Below are 17,583 nucleotides of genomic sequence, written 5' to 3'. Positions count from 1 at the left end.
CATATGGTGGTCAGCCGTGTCTCAGTTTTCGGTCGCCGGGCGGTCACGTCGTGACCGCCGGAGCGCCCGCGGTGCGTCGTACCGCCCCGACCGCCGCCAGCACGCAGACCACCCCGGCCACGCCCGCCGCGGGCATCACCACCCGCAGCGGCGCCAGCTCCGCCGCGGCCCCGGCCGCGCCCATCGCCAGGCCCATCGCCGTCATCCGGCCGGCCTGGGCCAGCGTCATCGCCCGGCCCAGCAGCTCATCGGGGACGGCGGCCACGTACCAGCGGTCGACACCGAAGTTGTACGAGATCCCGGTGCCGGTCAGCACCAGCAGCAGCACCGCCCAGCCGAGGGACGGCTCGGCCGCGAAGCCGAGCGAGGGAAGCACGGCAAAGACGCCCATGGGGAAGGTCAGCCGGGTGCGGGCCGCGGGCCCCAGGAAGGCGCCGACCAGGCTCTCGGCGACCACCGCGCCCACCGGCGCGCTGCACAGCAGCAGCCCGCCGCCCGCAGGGCCGGCGCCGAGCCGGTCGGCGTAGGGGATCAGCAGTGCCTCCGGGATCACCACGAAGGCGGGCGGCAACCAGGTCAGCAGCAGCAGCGCCCGCACCCGGCGGTCGGCCAGCAGGAGCCGTACGCCGCCCAGCGAGGCGCCCAGCAGCGGCGCGCCGCCCGCACCCCGGGCGGCCGTGACCCGTGCCGGCCGGGCCCGCGTGCCCAGCCGCAGCAGCAGCGCCGAGGCGAGGAACGTCCCGCCGGTGAGCGCGAGCACCGCCTCCGGCGGCACCGCGGCCAGCAGCAGGCCGCCGGCCCCGAACCCCGCCAGCTGTGCGCCCTGGTTGACCAGGCGGATCGCCGAGCGCCCCAGCACGAACACTTCGCCCTCGCCCAGGATCTCCGTCAGCGTCGCGGCCCGGGTACCGGCGAAGACCGGGGCGATGGCCGCGGTGACACAGCGCAGCACCAGCAGCACCGCAACCGGCGTGCCCGGCACGACCATGCCCGCGGCGGCCAGCGCGCACAGCACATCGCAGCAGACCAGTACCGGACGGGCCGGGTAGCGGTCGGCGACGGCCGACAGCAGGGTGCCGCCCAGGACGTACGGCAGCAGGCCCAGCGCGAGGGTCAGCGCGCTCAGCAGGGTGGAGCCGGTGCGGTGCAGGACCAGGACGGACAGCGCGAGCTCGCAGACGACCACGCCGAGGGAGGACAGCAGGTGCGCGGCGAAGACCCAGCGGAACTCGGGGACGGCGAAGACCGCCCGGTAGCCGGGCCGGCGGGATACCCCGGGAGCGGGGGCCGCCGCGTCGGGGCAGGCGGGAGTGCGGCCCGGCGGTACGGGCCCGGTGGACGCGGACATGGCGGCAGCCTGCCGGGGCCCGGCCGCCCGCCCGTAGTCTTTCGGACGGGGCCGAATCCAGCGGACCGGCCAGCGGCCCCGGGGGCGGGGAAGGGCGACGGGGGAAGGGGACGCCGGCCATGCCGCTACACATGCACTTCGGCTCCGAGGACCTGCTGCGGATCCGCTTCGCGGTCTCCCCGCTGTGCGAGACCCACGAGGCGGTGCGGACCCTGCGGCGCGCCGACCGGCACGGCTACCACACGCCCTGGCTGCGGCGGGTGCGCGCGACGCTGGCGGGGCTGGACCTGACGCCGCTGTGGCTGTTCATGCCGTCGCCCGGGTACACCCCGGACTTCCTGGGCCGCCCGCCGGACTCCCCGCTGGCCGGCTTCGACGAGGAGTTGGCGCGCCTGCGGGCCACCGACCCGGAGCTGGCCCGCGCCGAGATGGCCAAGTCGCTGGCGTGCACGCCGGGTGCGCTGGAATCGGAGCGGGGCCGGGCGGCGCTGGACGATCCGGCGGGCGCGATCCGCGAGCTGGCCGAGGTCACCGAGCGGGCCTGGCGGGCGCTGCTCGCCCCGGACTGGCCACGGTTGCGGGCCCTGCTGGAGGCCGAGATCGCCTACCGGTCCCGGCAGCTGGCGGGCGGCGGGCTGCAGCGGCTCTTCGCCGATCTGCATCCGCTGGTGTCCTGGGCGGAGGGCACCCTGACGGTCCGTCCCCGGATCGACTTCGTCCAGGTGCAGCAGTTGGACGGCCGCGGGGTGCTGCTGCTGCCGAGCGTCTTCGTGTGGCCGGACGTAGTGAGCGCCTTCGACCCGCCGTGGCAGCCGACCGTCATCTACCCGGCCCGCGGCATCGGCGGGCTGTGGAGCCGTCCGGAGGCCGGGCCGGCGCTGACCCGGCTGCTGGGCGCGAACCGTGCGACGGTGCTGGCCGCCCTGGACGCGCCGTCGACGACGACGGCCCTGGCCCACCGCCTGGGGCTAGCGCCGTCGTCGGTCTCGGCGCACCTGTCCGTGCTGCGTGACGCCGGTCTGCTGAGCGCGCGCCGGCAGGGGCATCACGTGCTGTACGAGCGCACCCCGCTGGGCATCGCCCTGGCGGCGGGCGACTGAGCCCCGGGCAGGAGCCTTCAGGTACGGACGCGGCCCCCGGACGGATTCTGTCCGGGGGGCCGCGCTGTCCGTGGTGCATCCAGGGCCGCTATGCGGCGCCGCCCTCGGCGAGGTGGCGCTCGACGGTCGCCACCTTCGAGGTCAGGCCGTCCGTGACGCCGGGTCGGATGTCGGCCTTGAGGACCAGTGAGACCCGTCCCGAGCGCGCCTCGACGGCCGCGACCGCGCGCTTGACGACGTCCATCACCTCGTCCCACTCGCCCTCGATGGAGGTGAACATCGCGTCCGTGCGGTTGGGCAGGCCGGACTCGCGCACGACCCGGACCGCGTCGGCGACGTACTCGCCGACGTCCTCGCCGACGCCCAGCGGGCTCACCGAGAAGGCGACGATCATGCGTTCACCACTCCTTCCTTGCGGGCCCGGGCGGCGATCACGCCGGCCTCCTCCTCGCGCTTGAGGACCCGGTCCCCGTAGAGGCCGCCGAACGGCACGATCGCCAGCACGAAGAAGAACGCGACGCGCTTGAAGGGCCACTTGGTGCGGTTCCACACGTCCAGCAGCAGCACCACGTAGGTGATGAACAGCAGACCGTGGATCATGCCGAGCGGCATCACCAGGGCGTCGTAGTCGAGGGCGATCCGGAAGCCGGTGCCGAAGATCAGCAGTGCCGGGAAGGAGAGCGCCTCCGGGATGGATGCCAGGCGCAGGCGGTGCAGGGCGGCGGCGGTCTTGATGTCCACGGGGAACCTCGTTCGGGTGACAGATGGGCGATCGGCGTGCAACGCCGTCTTCTGGGGTGGAGGTCGGGCGACGGGCGGGCGGTTCGGCGTGCAACGCCGTCTTCTGGGGGTGGAGGTCGGGCGACGGGCGGGCGCATGCTTGTGCAAGAGTTCACAAGCGCGTCCCATTGTTACAGCCACGGAGGGCCGCACCCCGCCGGGGGGAGGTGAGCGTGGTCACCCCGGCCGGGACCGGGGAGATATCGGGGCGAAGTCAGGGACAAAGGACCTGCCCCGCGCGGCCCGGGCCGACTACCGTCTGCCCCGTGGCTCAGTTTCGGCTCCAGGGGAGCAAGGTGCTCGCCGTCGATATGACGGGCGACGCCGTCAAGGCGAAGAACGGGGCGATGGTCGCGTACGACGGCCAGATGTCCTTCAAGAAGATGACCGGCGGCGGCGAGGGCCTGCGCGGCATGGTCACCCGGCGGCTGACGGGCGAGCAGATGGCCGTGATGGAGGTGAAGGGCCACGGCACCTGCTTCTTCGCCGACCGCGCCAGCGAGATCAACCTGGTGCAGCTGCACGGCGAGAAGCTCTACGTGGAGGCCAGCAACCTGCTGTGCACCGAGGCGTCGCTGCGCACCGGCACCACCTTCACCGGCCTGCGCGGCGCCTCCCAGGGCAACGGCCTGTTCACCACGACCGTCGAGGGCAGCGGCCAGGCGGCGATCACCTCGGACGGGCCGGCGGTGGTGCTGCGGGTCACCAAGCAGTACCCGCTCCAGGTCGACCCGGGCGCGTACGTCGCGCACACCGGCGACCTCCACCAGCACTTCCAGTCCGGGGTGAACTTCCGCACGTTCCTGGGGGAGGGCTCGGGCGAGGCCTTCCAGATCCGCTTCGAGGGCGAGGGCCTGGTCTACGTCCAGCCCAGCGAGCGCAACACCGTGGGCGGTGAGGTCTGATGCCGTTCACCACACTCAACTCCCGCATGGTGGAGGCCCGGATCGGGCCGGGGCAGCGGCTGTTCAGCCAGCGCGGGGCGATGCTCGCCTACCGCGGGGAGGTCAGCTTCACCCCGAACGTCCAGGGCGGCCAGGGCGGTATCGGCTCGATGATCGGCCGCCGGATCGCCGGTGAGGCCACGCCCCTGATGACGGTGGAGGGCACCGGGTCGGTCATGTTCGGCCACGGCGGCCACCACGTCCAGGTCGTCGACCTGACCGGCGAGACGCTCTACGTCGAGGCCGACCGGCTGCTGGCCTTCGACGGCTCGCTCCAGCAGGGCACGATGTTCCTGGGCTCGCAGGGCGGGGTGATGGGCATGGTCCGCGGCCAGGTCACCGGCCAGGGCCTGTTCACCACGACCCTCAAGGGCGTCGGTTCGGTCGCGGTGATGGCGCACGGCGGCGTCATCGAGCTGCCGATCACCCCCCAGCGCCCGGTCCATGTCGACCCGCAGGCCTACGTCGCCCACCGGGGCGAGGTCCGCAACAAACTGTCCACGGCGCTCGGCTGGCGCGACATGGTCGGCCGCGGCTCGGGCGAGGCCTTCCAGCTGGAGCTGTCGGGCCAGGGCACCGTCTACGTCCAGGCGTCGGAGGAGAAACTGTGACCGGTCCCGTCGTCCACGACCCCCACTCGCTCCCCGCCGACGACAACGTCAACCCCTATGCCTTCAGCGTCGACCTGAACGGCCAGTGGTTCCTGCAGAAGGGGAAGATGATCGCCTACTACGGGCAGATCGACTTCCACGGCATCGGGCACGGCCGGCTGGACCGGCTGATCGCCGGGAGTTTCCATTCGCCACTGCACGCCGCGGACTGGGTCGTTGCCGAGGGCCACGGAAAGATGCTGCTGGCGGACCGCGCGTTCGATGTGAACTCCTACGACCTCGACGAGGGCAACCTCACGATTCGCTCAGGCAACTTGCTCGCCTTTCAGCCATCTCTGTCGCTGAAGCAGTCGATCATCCCCGGCTTCCTCACCCTCATCGGGACCGGGAAGTTCGTGGCCGCGTCCAACGGGCCGGTGGTCTTCATGGAGCCGCCGATCCGGGTGGACCCGCAGGCGCTGGTCGGCTGGGCGGACTGCCCCTCCCCCTGCCACCACTACGACCACCAGTACCTGCGGGGATTCCTCGGCGGGCTGCGGGCGCACACCGGCATCGGCGGGGCCTCGGGCGAGGAGCACCAGTTCGAGTTCGTCGGGGCCGGCACGGTCCTGCTGCAGTCGACGGAGCAGTTGATGCCGGAGCTGGAGACCGGCGTGGTGCCGACCGAGGCAGGCGTTCCGGGCGCGGGGGGACACGTTCCGCAAAGTGGCTCACAACTGCCCCAGCTGCCCGGCAACCTGGGGAGCCTCCAGCGCCGCTTCGGGCTGTGAGCGGTAGTCTGCGGACGGTGACCTCGAACGTCTGACCAACGCCGGCCCGGGCCGGGGGCCACCGTGCCGGCACCCCTCCCAATTAATTCAGTATTCAACTTTTACGGGTAGAGTTCCTCCATGACGACCGACAGCGACACCCCCTGGCTGACCGACCAGGAGCAGCGTGCCTGGCGCACCCATCTGGACGTCAGCAGACTGCTGATGCACCAACTGGAGCGCGATCTGCAGCCGTTCGGCCTGACCAACAACGACTACGAGATCCTGGTCAACCTCTCCGAGGCCGAGGACCACCGGCTCCGGATGAGCGACCTGGCCACCAGCACGCTGCAGTCCAAGAGCCGCCTCTCGCACCAGATCACCCGGATGGAGAACGCCGGACTGGTGCGCCGCGAGAGCTGCGAGTCGGACCGTCGTGGCCTGTACGCCGTGCTGACCGAGGAGGGCTGGGACACCATGCGCCGGGTGGCCCCGCACCACGTCGCCTCGGTCCGCAAGCACTTCATCGACCTCTTCACGCCCGGGGACCTCGAAACGCTGCGCACCTCGCTCACCCCCGTCGCCGCACACCTCCGCTCGCGCCGCGGCGGCCTGTGACCCCTGGGCCCGCGGCCCCCGGACGGGGCCGCGGACCCCGCCGGCACCGACTCAGCCGGCCAGCAGCGGCAGCCGCAGCTCGAAGACCGCCCCCTCGCGCACGCTCAGCGTGCCGCCGTGCCGCACCGCGACGTCCCGCGCGATGGCCAGCCCCAGCCCGGCCCCGCCGTCGTCCCGCGCCCGCGCCTCGTCGAGCCGTACGAACCGCTCGAAGATCCGCTCCCGCTCCCCCTCCGGCACCCCGGGCCCGTCGTCCTCGACCCGCAGCACCGCCCAGGCGCCCGCCCGCACCACGGCCACCTCCACGCCCCCGGCCGCATGCCGCTGCGCATTGTCCAGCAGATTGCCCAGCACCCGCCCCAACTGGCCGCGCGAACCGGCCACTTCCAGGCCCGCCAGCTCGCCCAGGCGCACCGGGACCCGGTCACCGACCCGCTGGGCGCACTCCTCGCGCACCAGCGCCGCCAGGTCGACCGGCGCCGCCGCCGGCGCCTCCCCCGCGTCCAGCCGGGCCAGCAGCAGCAGGTCCGCGGCCAGCCGCTGCAGCCGGACGGTGTCCGCCACCGCGCCCGGCACGTCCAGCAGCTCCGGGTGCTGCTCCCCCACCTCCAGCTGGGTGCGCAGGCTCGCGATCGGGCTGCGCAGTTCGTGCGAGGCGTCCGCCACGAACCGCCGCTGCCGCTCCACGCTCGACTCCAGTGCGGCCAGCGTCTCGTTCGTGGTGCGCGCCAGCCGGGCGATCTCGTCGCGCGCCGCCGGCTCCGGCACCCGGCGCGACAGGTCCGTGCTGGCCGTGATCGCCGCCATCTCCGAGCGGATCCCCTCCACCGGCCGCAGCGCCCGGCGGGTCACCAGCCAGGTCACCCCGGCCACCACCACGAGCAGCGGCGGCAGCCCGATCAGCATCGCGTCGCGCACCGACCCCACGGCCGCGCGCTCCGGCGCCAGCGCCGAACCCGCCCGGACCACGGCCTTCTCCCCCCGGCCGTCCTTGGCCTCGACCAGCGCGAACCGGTAGTCGGCAACCGTGCCGTCGACATCGGCGGTGCCGTCCCGGTGCCGCACCTCGCCGTCGACCTCACCGGGCCGCGGCCCGGTCGCGTCGTCCTCGTCGCCGCCGTCACCGTCGTCGTCGCCGGGCGGGAGCGGTGCGCCGTGGTCACGGCCGGCGCCCACCGCCTTCCGGTCGACGGCGCGGACGTCCTCCCCCGCCGCCAGCACCCGGCCGTCCTCATCGGTCACCACCACCGGGTGGTCCTCGCCGTCCGGCAGGTCCAGCCGGTCGTACGCCGTGCCGGTGGCGATCTGCGCGGCCACCTCCCGCGCGGCGACCTCGGCCTGTAGCCCGGCCTGCCCCTGGAGGTTGCCGCGCAGCACCAGCAGCACCGCGGTGCCGGCCGCGACCAGCGCCAGCGCCACCACCGCGGTCGCCCCGGCCGCCGCCCGGGCCCGTACCGAACCCGGCAGCCCGGAGCGCACCCTAGTCATCGGCCACCAGCCGGTACCCCGCGCCCCGCACCGTCACGATGTGACCGGCGCCGAGCTTGCGCCGCAGCGCACTCACATAGACCTCGATGATGTTGACGTCTCCCTCGTACGCGAAGTCCCACACGTGCTCCAGGATCTCCGCCTTGGAGACCACCTCGCCCGGCCGCACCGCCAGCTGCTCCAGCACCGCGAACTCCTTGGCGGTCAGCGCCACTTCGGCGCCGTCCCGCTCGACCCGCCGGGCGCCCTGGTCGAGGGCCAGCGCGCCCACCCGCAGCACCGGCGGGTGACTGCGCGCCCGCCGCCGCAGCAGCGCCTTCACCCGCGCCACCAGCACCACGTACGAGAACGGCTTGGTCAGGTAGTCGTCGGCGCCGGTGTCCAGCCCCTCGGCCTCGTCGTACTCGCCGTCCTTGGCGGTCAGCATCAGCACCGGTACGTCGTTCCCGGCCGCGCGCAACGCCCCGCAGACGCGGTAGCCGTTCATGCCGGGCAGCATGATGTCCAGCACGACGAGGTCGTACTCGCCCGCGCCGGCGCGGTGCAGCCCCTCCAGGCCGTCGTGCACCACGTCGACCGCATACCCCTCGGCCGCAAGGCCCTTGGCCAGGGAGCGGGCCAGCCGCTGCTCGTCCTCGACGATCAGCAGGCGGAAGGGACGGCGGGCGGGCTCCGCGGCGGGGTGATGGTGCGGGGACGGGAACTGGTGCGGGGCGGGCGGGCGCATACCCCCACCTTGCCAGGCCTGACCTGAAGCGCCCTTCAGCTCGCTTCAGCTCCCCTTCAGCTTCGTTCGGCCAGTGTGACGGCACAGCGTTCAACCAGCGCTGGCACAGCCGACCACAGGGGAGACACCATGAAGCGCCACCTCGTCATCGCCACCGCCGCAGCGGCCGCCCTGCTCGCCGGGGGGACGGTCACCGCCTTCGCGGTCAGCGGGGACGGCACCCAGGGCGCACCGACCGGCGCCCCGGCACAGCGGACCGACGACCGCGCCGGAGGTGACCGCGCCACCGTCGTCCACGCGGCCGACGCCGAGGACCGCCGCGAGGCCGGGGCCGCCCGGGTCACCGCCCCCGAGGCCGCGGCCGCCGCCCAGAAGGCCGTTCCCGGCACCGTCACCGGTCTCGACCTGGACCGGGACCGGCCCGGACTGGTCTGGGAAGCGGACGTCCTGGGCACGGACGGCCGGTGGCACGAGCTCACCCTCGACGCGGGCACCGGACGGGTACTGAACCAGCACCTCGACCGCGGGGACGACGACGACCACGCCCGCGAGCAGGCCGCGCTCAAGGGCGCCCGCACCGATGCCGCGGGCGCCGCCCGCACGGCCGCGGCCGGGCACGGCACGGTGACCTCCGTCGAGCTGGACGCGGACCACCGCACCCGGGCCGTCTGGGAGGTCGAGACCGTCACCAAGGACGGCCGGGAGCACACGCTGCTGGTCGACCCGGGGACCGGCCGGGCGAGCACCGCCCCGGCGGACGACGCGGACGACGACAACGACGGCGCGGACGACTGAGGCCGACGGAGGCCGGGGCTGAGGGGCACAGGACCCTCAGCCCCCGTTCGTCACCCCGTCCACCAGCTCGTCGGCCGCCCGGTAGGGGTCGGTCTCGCCGGCGACGATCCGCTCGGCCAGCGCCTCCAGCCGGCGGTCCCCGCGGAGGTCGCCGATCCGCTCGCGCAGCGCGGTGACCGCGATCGTCTCGACCTCGTGGGCTGCGCGGGCCCGGCGCCGCTCGGCCAGCACCCCGCGCTCCTCCATCCAGGCCCGGTGCTTCTCCAGGGCCTCGACGACCTCCTCGACGCCCTCGCCGCGCGCCGCGACCGTCTTGACGATCGGCGGCCGCCAGTCCCCCGCCGCCCGGGACTCGCCCAGCCCCAGCATGTGGTTGAGCTCCCGGGCGGTGGCGTCGGCGCCGTCCCGGTCGGCCTTGTTGACCACGTAGACGTCACCGATCTCCAGGATTCCGGCCTTCGCCGCCTGGATCCCGTCGCCCATGCCGGGCGCGAGCAGCACCACGCTGGTGTCGGCCTGCGAGGCGATCTCCACCTCGGACTGGCCGACGCCGACCGTCTCCACCAGGACCACGTCGCAGCCGGCCGCGTCCAGGACACGGATCGCCTGCGGCGCGGCCCAGGCCAGACCACCCAGATGGCCGCGGGTGGCCATGGAGCGGATGTAGACGCCGGGGTCGGAGGCGTGCTCGCTCATCCGGACCCGGTCGCCGAGCAGCGCTCCGCCGGAGAACGGCGAGGACGGGTCGACAGCGAGCACACCGACCCGTTTGCCGGCCTTGCGGTAGGCGGTGACCAGCGCGGAGGTGGTGGTGGACTTCCCCACGCCGGGCGAGCCGGTCAGGCCGACCACATAGGCGTTGCCGGTGAGCGGCGCCAGCGCCGCCATCACCTCGCGGAGTTCCGGCGCCGCCCCCTCCACCAGGGAGATCAGCCGCGCCACCGCCCTCGGCCGGCCCTGCCGTGCCTGCTCCACCAGCTGGGGGACGTCCACCATCGCTGCCCGCTCCTTCGGCTCGCTCGTCCGCTTCCGGCCCGCCCGTACGCGCTTACTTACCCGGTACGCGGAGGATCAGCGCGTCGCCCTGACCACCGCCACCACACAGTGCGGCGGCACCCGTGCCACCGCCCCGCCGGCGCAGCTCCAGCGCCAGGTGCAGCACGATCCGGGCGCCGGACATCCCGATCGGGTGACCCAGCGCGATGGCGCCGCCGTTGACATTCACCTTTTCCGGCGACACCCCGAGGTCCTTCATCGACTGCACGGCAACCGCCGCGAACGCCTCGTTGATCTCGATCAGGTCAAGATCCTCGACGGTCAGGCCCTCCTTGCCCAGCGCGTGGTTGATGGCGTTGGACGGCTGGGACTGCAGCGAGTTGTCCGGGCCCGCGACATTGCCGTGCGCGCCGATCTCCGCGATCCACTCCAGGCCCAGCTCCTCGGCCTTGGCCTTGCTCATCACGACCACCGCGGCGGCGCCGTCGGAGATCTGCGAGGAGGTGCCGGCGGTGATCGTGCCGTCCTTGGCGAAGGCCGGGCGCAGCTTGCCCAGCGACTCCGCCGTGGTCTCGGCGCGGATGCCCTCGTCCTTGCTGAACAGGACCGGGTCGCCCTTGCGCTGAGGGATCTCCACGGGGGTGATCTCGGCCTCGAAGAGCCCGTTCTTCTGGGCGTCGGCGGCCCGCTGGTGGGAGCGTGCGGCGATCTCGTCCTGCTCCGGACGGGCGATGCCCAGACGGGTGTTGTGCTTCTCGGTCGACTCGCCCATGGCGATGCCCTCGAAGGAGTCGGTCAGGCCGTCGTGCGCCATCGCGTCGAGCATCTCGACGGCGCCGTACTTGTAGCCCTCCCGCGACTTGGGCAGCAGGTGCGGGGCGTTGGACATGGATTCCTGGCCGCCGGCGACCACGACGTCGAACTCACCGGCGCGGATCAGCTGGTCGGCCAGCGCGATGGCGTCCAGGCCGGAGAGGCAGACCTTGTTGACGGTCAGCGCGGGGACGTTCATCGGGATGCCGGCCTTGACCGCGGCCTGGCGCGCCGGGATCTGCCCCGCCCCGGCCTGCAGCACCTGGCCCATGATCACGTACTGGACCTGGTCGCCGCCGATGCCCGCCCGGTCCAGTGCCGCCTTGATGGCGAAGCCGCCCAGATCCGCGCCGGAGAAGGTCCGCAGCGATCCCAGGAGCCGCCCCATCGGGGTGCGTGCTCCGGCCACGATGACCGAGGTGGTGCCGTTCGTGCCGTTGGTTCCAGTCATGCGATGCGGCCTTCCTTTGCAGGGAAGTTAACGAGGGTTCCCGTCAATGTACTGAGCGGTACGCGCCGGGTCACCGGCAAGCAGGTGTGATCGCGCGCACGTTGCGTAACCGGCCGTGCGGGCGGTGCACTGGAGCCATGCTGACGCGAATCGACCACATCGGGATCGCCTGTTTCGACCTCGACAAGACTGTCGAGTTCTACCGTGCCACGTACGGCTTCGAGGTGTTCCACTCCGAGGTCAACGAGGAGCAGGGCGTCCGGGAAGCCATGCTCAAGATCAATGAGACGTCCGACGGCGGCGCCTCGTACCTCCAGCTGCTGGAGCCGACCCGCGAGGACTCCGCGGTGGGCAAGTGGCTGGCCAAGAACGGCGAGGGCGTGCACCACATCGCCTTCGGCACCGCGGACGTCGACGCCGACTCCGAGGCCATCCGCGGCAAGGGCGTACGGGTCCTGTACGACGAGCCCCGGCGGGGTTCGATGGACTCCCGGATCACCTTCCTGCACCCCAAGGACTGCCACGGTGTACTGACCGAACTCGTCACCGCCGCGCCCCCCACCGGGACGGAGCACTGACCTTCACCTTCCCCGGCCGGTAGAGTGCAGCTTCGGCCGGGGTACGGGAGTGGGGCTCGGACCATACTCTGCCGATGATCTGACACCATTTCTTCGGAAGGGTCAGCTCCAACGGGTGTGAGTCCGGTACGACGAGACGTGTACGGGACGACCGCTGCAAGGACCGGAGTCGGCCGCCACCATGACCAGGGGACGGATGGGACCGCGCAGTGCGGGGCAACGAACGCCAGGAGCGTAAGTGGGCTGAGGCCGACCACCTCTCTCAGTTCGAAGCCGAGATGGAGCGGCTGAAGACCGAGCGGGACAAGGCCGTCCAGCACGCCGACGACCTCGGCTACCAGGTCGAGGTGCTGCGCGCCAAGCTGCATGAGGCGCGCCGCAGCCTCGCGACGCGTCCTGCCTACGACAACCTCAGCCACCAGGCCGAGCAGTTGCTGCGCAATGCGCAGATCCAGGCCGACCAGCTGCGTTCGGATGCCGAGCGGGAGCTGCGCGAGGCACGGGCGCAGACCCAGCGGCTGCTGCAGGAGCAGGCCGAGCAGCAGGCCCGTCTGGAGGCCGAGCTGCACGCCGAGGCGGTCAGCCGCCGCCAGCGGCTGGACGAGGAGCTCAACGAGCGCCGGCAGACCGTCGAGTCGCACGTCAACGAGAACGTCGCCTGGGCCGAACAGCTGCGGGCCCGTACCGAGGCGCAGGCCCGGCGCCTGATGGAGGAGTCCCGGGCGGAGGCCGAGCAGGCGCTGGCGTCCGCGCGGGCCGAGGCGCAGCGGCTGACCGAACGCGCCCGCGAGCGGCTCGGCTCGGAGGCCGAACAGGCCCGCGCCGAGGCGGAGTCCGTCCTGCGCCGGGCGCGCGCGGACGCCGAGCGACTGCTGAACGTCGCCTCCAGCCAGGCCCAGGAGGCCACCGAACAGGCCGAGCAGCTGCGCACCGCGGCCGGCACCGAGTCGGAGGAGGCACGCCGGCAGGCCGCCGAGCTGTCCCGTACCGCCGAGGCCCGGATCCAGGAGGCGGACGCGGCGCTGCGCGAGGCCCGCGCCGAGGCCGAGAAGCTCGTCGAGGAGGCCCAGCAGAGCGCCGCCAAGCGGCTGTCCGCGGCCGAGTCGGAGAACGAACAGCGCACCCGTACGGCCAAGGGCGAGGTGGCCCGGCTGGTCGCCGAGGCCACCAAGGAGGCCGAGGCGCTCAAGGCCGAGGCCGAGCAGCTGCGCGCCGACGCCCGTACCGAGACCGAGCGGCTGCTGGCCGAGGCGCAGGAGTCCGCGCGGTCGAAGGCGGCGGAGGACTCCGCGGCCCAGCTGGCGAAGGCCGCACGGACCGCCGAGGAGGTGCTGACCAAGGCGTCGGAGGACGCCAAGGCCACCACCAAGGCCGCCGCTGAGGAGGCCGAGCGGCTGCGCCGGGAGGCCGAGTCCGAGGCGGACCGGCTGCGCGAGGAGGCACACGACACCGCGGCGCAGCTCAAGGGCGCCGCGAAGGACGACACCAAGGAGTACCGCGCCAAGACCGTCGAACTCCAGGAGGAGGCGCGGCGGCTGCGCGGCGAGGCCGAGCAGCTGCGGGCGGACGCGGTCGCCGAGGGCGAGCGGATCCGCAGCGAGGCCCGGCGGGAGGCGGTCCAGCAGATCGAGGAGGCGGCCGGTACCGCCGAGGAGCTGCTGGCCAAGGCCAAGTCCGACGCCGAGGAGACCCGTTCGGGGGCCGTCTCGGAGAGCGAGCGGGTGCGGACCGAGGCCATCGAGCGCGCCACCGCGCTGCGCCGGCAGGCCGAGGACGCGCTGGAGCGGGCCCGCAAGGAGTCCGAACAGCTGCTGACCGAGGGCGCCGAGGCCGCCGAGCTGGTGGGCGCCGAGGCTGAGAAGGCCGCGGCACAGCTGCGCGCGGAGGCCGAGGAGGCCGCCCAGGAGCGACGGGCTGAGGCGCAGGCGGAGCTGGACCGGCTGCGTACCGAGGCCGAGGAGAAGGTCACCGCCGCCGAGGAGGCGCTGCGCGAGGCCCGCGCGGAGGCCGAGCGGCTGCGCCGGGAGACCCAGGAGGAGGCGGCCCGGCTCAAGGCGGAGGCCGCGGAGCGGCGCCGGGCGCTGCAGCAGGAGGCCGAGGAGGAGGCCGAACGGCTGCGCACCGAGGCCGCCGCGGACGTCTCGGCCGCGCGCTCCGAGGCCGAGGCGGTGGCGGTGCGGCTGCGCACCGAGGCGTCGGCCGAGGCGGAGCGCCTGAAGGAGGAGGCACAGGAGTCCGCCGACCGGGTGCGCGCGGAGGCGGCGACCGCCGCGGAGCGTACGGGCACCGAGGCGGCGCAGGCGCTGGCCGAGGCCCAGGAGGAGGCCGCGCGGCGGCGCCGGGAGGCCGAGCAGCTGCTGGGCGAGGCCCGCGAGGAGGCCCACCAGGAACGCACCACCGCCCGCGAGCAGAGCGACGAGCTGCTGTCGTCGGCCCGTACCCGGGTCAGCGAGGCCCAGGAGGAGGCCGGGCGGCTGGTCGAGGAGGCCGAGGGGCGCTCGGCCGAGCTGGTGGCGGCGGCCGAGCAGACCGCACAGCAGGTGCGGGATTCGGTCGCGGGGCTGCACGAGCAGGCCGGCGAGGAGATCGCCGGGCTGCGGTCGGCGGCCGAACACGCGGCGGAGCGGACGAAGTCCGAGGCGCAGGAGGAGGCCGACCGGGTCCGCAAGGACGCCTACGAGGAGCGGGAGCGCGCCTCGGAGGACGCGGCGCGCGCCCGGCACGAGGCGCAGGAGGCGTCCGAGGCCGCGAAGTCGCTGGCAGAGCGGGCGGTTTCGGAGGCCATCGAGGAGGCCGACCGGCTGCGTGCCGAGGCCGCCGGGCTGCTGGACGAGGCGCACCGGGACGCCGGAACCGCGCGTTCCGAGGCCGCCGAGGAGGCCGAGCGGCTGGTCGCGGAGGCGACCGCCCGGGCCGAGAAGCTGGTCACGGACGCCTCGGCGAAGGCGCAGCAACTGCGTACCGAAGCCTCCGACGCGCTGACGGCCGGCGAGCAGGACGCGTCGCGGGCCCGGGCGGAGGCGCGGGAGGACGCCAACCGCATGCGCACGGACGCCGCGGAGCAGGCCGACCGGCTGATCAGCGAGGCCCGTGCCGAGGCCGAACGGATCGTCACCGAAGCCACCGAGCTGACCTCTTCGGCGCAGGACGACGCGGACCGTACGGTCGCCGAGGCGCAGGAGGCCGCCGAGCGGCTCCGGACCGACGGCGAGCAGCAGGCGCGGGCGCTGGTGGCGGAGGCGACCGAGGCCGCCGAGCGGCTGCGCACCGAGGCCGCCGAGGTGCTGGAGAACGCCCGCAAGGACGCCGAGCAGACCGGCGACGAGGCCCGCAAGGCGGCCAACAAGACGCGTTCGGACGCCGCGACGCAGGCCGACGAGCTGATGGCGGAGGCCGCGACCGAGGCGGAGCGACTGCGCACCGAGGCGGCCGAGACCACCGCGGACGCCGAGCGGGACGCCGACCGCACCCGGGCCGACGCCCGGGAACAGGCCGACCGCATGCTCGCGACGGCCACCGCGGAGGCGGACCGGCTGCGCACCGAGGCGGCCGAGACGGTCACCTCCGCGCAGGAGCACGCCACCCGTACCCGCAGCGAGTCCGCGAAGGTCAAGGAGGACGCCGAGGCGGCCGCCGAGCGGACCCGCACCGAGGCCCAGCAGGAGGTCGACCGGCTGCTCGACGAGGCCCGCAAGGACGCCGCGAAGCGCCGCGCGGACGCCGCCGAGCAGGCCGACCAGCTCGTCGCCAAGGCCCAGGAGGAGGCGCTGAAGGCGGCCACCGCCGCCGAGGAGCAGGCCGACACCATGGTCGGCGCGGCTCGCAAGGAGGCCGACCGGATCCTCTCCGAGGCGACCACCGAAGGCAATGCCCGGGTGGAGAAGGCCCGTACGGACGCCAACGCGCTGCTGGAGGGGGCCCGCGGGGACGCCACCGGCATCCGGGAGCGCGCCGAGGAGCTGCGTCAGCGGATCGAGTCCGAGGTCGAGGAGCTGCACGAGCGGGCCCGCCGGGAATCGGCGGAGACCATGAAGAACGCGGGCGAACGGGTCGACAAGCTCATCGCCCAGGCCACCGCCCAGCAGGTCGCGGCCGAGGAGAAGGCCGACCAGCTGATGTCGGACGCCAACAGCGAGGCGAGCAAGGTCCGGATCGCGGCGGTGAAGAAGGCCGAGGGCCTGATCAAGGAGGCCGAGAACAAGAAGGCCGCGGCGGTGCGCGACGCGGAGCGGATGCGCAGCGAGGCCGAGGCCGAGGCCAAGCGGATCGTGGAGGAGGGCAAGCGGGAGCTGGAGGTCCTGGTGCGCCGGCGGGAGGACATCAACACCGAAATCTCCCGCGTTCAGGACGTTCTGGAAGCCCTGGAGTCGTTCGAGACGCCCGGCGGAGGCGGGGGTGGTGGTAGTGAGGGCAAGGGCGGCGGCGTCAAGGCCGCGGCCGGCGCAGGGGCAACTCGTTCGAGTGGCAAGCAGTCTGAAGGGTAGCCACTCAAATGAGGGGTCATTCTCCGGATCAAACCCGCAATGACTCGATGACACGCCGTTGTGACCCCTAGGATTCTCCTTATCACCTCACCGGTCTCTTCGACAGGAACCCCATGAGCGACACTTCCTCCCCCTTTGGCTTCGAGCTCGTGCGGCGTGGGTACGACCGCGGTCAGGTGGATGACCGCATCACGAAGCTCGTCGCCGACCGCGACAGCGCGCTGGCCCGCATCACGTCGTTGGAAAAGCGGATCGAGGAGCTGCACCTCGAGACGCAAAACGCCCAGGCGCAGGTCAATGACGCCGAACCGTCCTACGCGGGCCTCGGTGCGCGCGTGGAGAAGATCCTCCGTCTCGCCGAGGAGGAGGCCAAGGACCTGCGCGAGGAGGCCCGCCGGGCCGCCGAGCAGCACCGCGAGCTGGCCGAGTCGGCCGCCCAGCAGGTCCGCAACGACGCGGAGGCGTTCGCCGCCGAGCGGAAGGCGAAGGCGGAGGACGAGGGCGCCCGGATCGTCGAAAAGGCCAAGGGCGAGGCGTCCTCGCTGCGGGCCGAGGCGCAGAAGGACGCGCAGTCCAAGCGCGAGGAGGCGGACTCCCTCTTCGAGGAGACCCGGGCGAAGGCCGCACAGGCCGCCGCCGACTTCGAGACCAACCTTGCCAAGCGCCGGGAGCAGTCCGAGCGCGACCTGGCCTCGCGTCAGGCCAAGGCCGAGAAGCGGCTCGCGGAGATCGAGCACCGCGCCGAGCAGCTCCGCCTGGAGGCCGAGAAGCTGCGTACGGACGCCGAGCGCCGGGCCCGCCAGACGGTGGAGACCGCGCAGCGCCAGGCCGAGGACATCGTGGCGGACGCCAACGCCAAGGCGGATCGTATCCGCAGCGAATCCGAGCGCGAGCTGGCGGCGCTGACCAACCGCCGCGACTCGATCAACGCGCAGCTGACCAACGTCCGCGAGATGCTCGCGACGCTGACCGGCGCGGCGGTGGCCGCGGCCGGCGCCCCCGGCGACGAGGAGACCGCCACCCGCGGTGTCCCGGCCCAGCAGAGCCGCTGACCCGCCCACCGGCTCCACCCCGTACGACCGCGCCCCCGTTCCCGTCCGC

General features: G+C 73.5%; 16 protein-coding genes. 9 read left to right on the top strand and 7 right to left on the bottom strand.

Features of this window, described 5'->3' with window-relative positions:
* Positions 1-43: 43 nt before the first annotated feature.
* On the bottom strand, positions 44-1,348 hold the full coding sequence (locus AB0G84_RS25920; protein ID WP_361325333.1) for an MFS transporter: 1,305 nt from the start codon (positions 1,346-1,348) through the stop codon (positions 44-46).
* 119 nt (positions 1,349-1,467) lie between these two features.
* On the opposite strand from AB0G84_RS25920, the gene AB0G84_RS25915 reads away from it, so the two are divergent.
* On the top strand, positions 1,468-2,448 hold the full coding sequence (locus AB0G84_RS25915) for a DUF5937 family protein (protein ID WP_361325330.1): 981 nt from the start codon (positions 1,468-1,470) through the stop codon (positions 2,446-2,448).
* A gap of 88 nt (positions 2,449-2,536) precedes the next feature.
* Here the strand turns inward: AB0G84_RS25915 and AB0G84_RS25910 are convergent, their stop codons facing one another.
* Together AB0G84_RS25910 and AB0G84_RS25905 are read right to left on the bottom strand one after the other, a co-directional pair.
* Complete coding sequence (locus tag AB0G84_RS25910; RefSeq protein WP_361325328.1) at positions 2,537-2,842, bottom strand: MTH1187 family thiamine-binding protein; 306 nt, start codon at positions 2,840-2,842, stop codon at positions 2,537-2,539.
* Entirely contained in the window at positions 2,839-3,189 is a 351-nt protein-coding gene (locus AB0G84_RS25905; protein ID WP_361325324.1) for a DUF3817 domain-containing protein, read from the bottom strand. The genes AB0G84_RS25910 and AB0G84_RS25905 overlap by 4 nt, the downstream gene beginning before the upstream one ends.
* A gap of 305 nt (positions 3,190-3,494) precedes the next feature.
* On the opposite strand from AB0G84_RS25905, the gene AB0G84_RS25900 reads away from it, so the two are divergent.
* The 4 genes from AB0G84_RS25900 (at position 3,495) to AB0G84_RS25885 (ending at position 6,150) form a co-directional block, all read left to right on the top strand.
* Positions 3,495-4,133: an AIM24 family protein gene (locus tag AB0G84_RS25900; protein ID WP_361325321.1), complete on the top strand. Its 639-nt coding sequence runs from the start codon at positions 3,495-3,497 to the stop codon at positions 4,131-4,133.
* Positions 4,133-4,783, top strand: coding sequence for an AIM24 family protein (locus AB0G84_RS25895; protein WP_361325318.1), 651 nt, complete (start codon positions 4,133-4,135; stop codon positions 4,781-4,783). The genes AB0G84_RS25900 and AB0G84_RS25895 overlap by 1 nt, the downstream gene beginning before the upstream one ends.
* Complete coding sequence (locus tag AB0G84_RS25890; protein ID WP_361325315.1) at positions 4,780-5,553, top strand: AIM24 family protein; 774 nt, start codon at positions 4,780-4,782, stop codon at positions 5,551-5,553. Before AB0G84_RS25895 ends, AB0G84_RS25890 begins: the two co-directional genes overlap by 4 nt.
* A gap of 120 nt (positions 5,554-5,673) precedes the next feature.
* Positions 5,674-6,150: a MarR family transcriptional regulator gene (locus AB0G84_RS25885; protein WP_361325312.1), complete on the top strand. Its 477-nt coding sequence runs from the start codon at positions 5,674-5,676 to the stop codon at positions 6,148-6,150.
* Between the two features lie 51 nt (positions 6,151-6,201).
* On the opposite strand, the gene AB0G84_RS25880 is transcribed toward AB0G84_RS25885, so the two are convergent.
* Both AB0G84_RS25880 and AB0G84_RS25875 read right to left on the bottom strand, forming a co-directional pair.
* On the bottom strand, positions 6,202-7,638 hold the full coding sequence (locus AB0G84_RS25880; protein WP_361325309.1) for a HAMP domain-containing sensor histidine kinase: 1,437 nt from the start codon (positions 7,636-7,638) through the stop codon (positions 6,202-6,204).
* Complete coding sequence (locus AB0G84_RS25875) at positions 7,631-8,365, bottom strand: response regulator transcription factor (RefSeq protein ID WP_361325306.1); 735 nt, start codon at positions 8,363-8,365, stop codon at positions 7,631-7,633. The genes AB0G84_RS25880 and AB0G84_RS25875 overlap by 8 nt, the downstream gene beginning before the upstream one ends.
* 129 nt (positions 8,366-8,494) lie before the next feature.
* Between AB0G84_RS25875 and AB0G84_RS25870 the strand changes: the two genes are divergently transcribed.
* Positions 8,495-9,160, top strand: coding sequence for a PepSY domain-containing protein (locus AB0G84_RS25870; RefSeq protein ID WP_361325303.1), 666 nt, complete (start codon positions 8,495-8,497; stop codon positions 9,158-9,160).
* A 36-nt stretch (positions 9,161-9,196) separates the two neighbouring features.
* On the opposite strand, the gene meaB is transcribed toward AB0G84_RS25870, so the two are convergent.
* Together meaB and AB0G84_RS25860 are read right to left on the bottom strand one after the other, a co-directional pair.
* On the bottom strand, positions 9,197-10,156 hold the full coding sequence (gene meaB, locus AB0G84_RS25865; RefSeq protein ID WP_361325300.1) for a methylmalonyl Co-A mutase-associated GTPase MeaB: 960 nt from the start codon (positions 10,154-10,156) through the stop codon (positions 9,197-9,199).
* A 52-nt stretch (positions 10,157-10,208) separates the two neighbouring features.
* Positions 10,209-11,420: an acetyl-CoA C-acetyltransferase gene (locus tag AB0G84_RS25860; protein ID WP_361325297.1), complete on the bottom strand. Its 1,212-nt coding sequence runs from the start codon at positions 11,418-11,420 to the stop codon at positions 10,209-10,211.
* 137 nt (positions 11,421-11,557) lie between these two features.
* Between AB0G84_RS25860 and mce the strand changes: the two genes are divergently transcribed.
* The 3 genes from mce to AB0G84_RS25845 all read left to right on the top strand — a co-directional run bounded on the left by mce (position 11,558) and on the right by AB0G84_RS25845 (position 17,534).
* On the top strand, positions 11,558-11,998 hold the full coding sequence (mce, locus tag AB0G84_RS25855; protein ID WP_361325294.1) for a methylmalonyl-CoA epimerase: 441 nt from the start codon (positions 11,558-11,560) through the stop codon (positions 11,996-11,998).
* 209 nt (positions 11,999-12,207) lie between these two features.
* A complete protein-coding gene (gene scy / locus AB0G84_RS25850; protein ID WP_361325291.1) occupies positions 12,208-16,482 on the top strand; it encodes a polarized growth protein Scy in 4,275 nt (1,424 codons plus the stop codon).
* A gap of 113 nt (positions 16,483-16,595) precedes the next feature.
* The gene (locus AB0G84_RS25845) at positions 16,596-17,534 is read left to right on the top strand and encodes a cellulose-binding protein (RefSeq protein WP_361325288.1); all 939 of its coding nucleotides are present in this window, start codon (positions 16,596-16,598) and stop codon (positions 17,532-17,534) included.
* Positions 17,535-17,583 lie beyond the last annotated feature (49 nt).

This window comes from Streptomyces sp. NPDC020742 (genome assembly GCF_040641675.1).
GTDB lineage: Bacteria > Actinomycetota > Actinomycetes > Streptomycetales > Streptomycetaceae > Streptomyces.
This window is presented reverse-complemented; position numbering and strand designations above follow the sequence as displayed.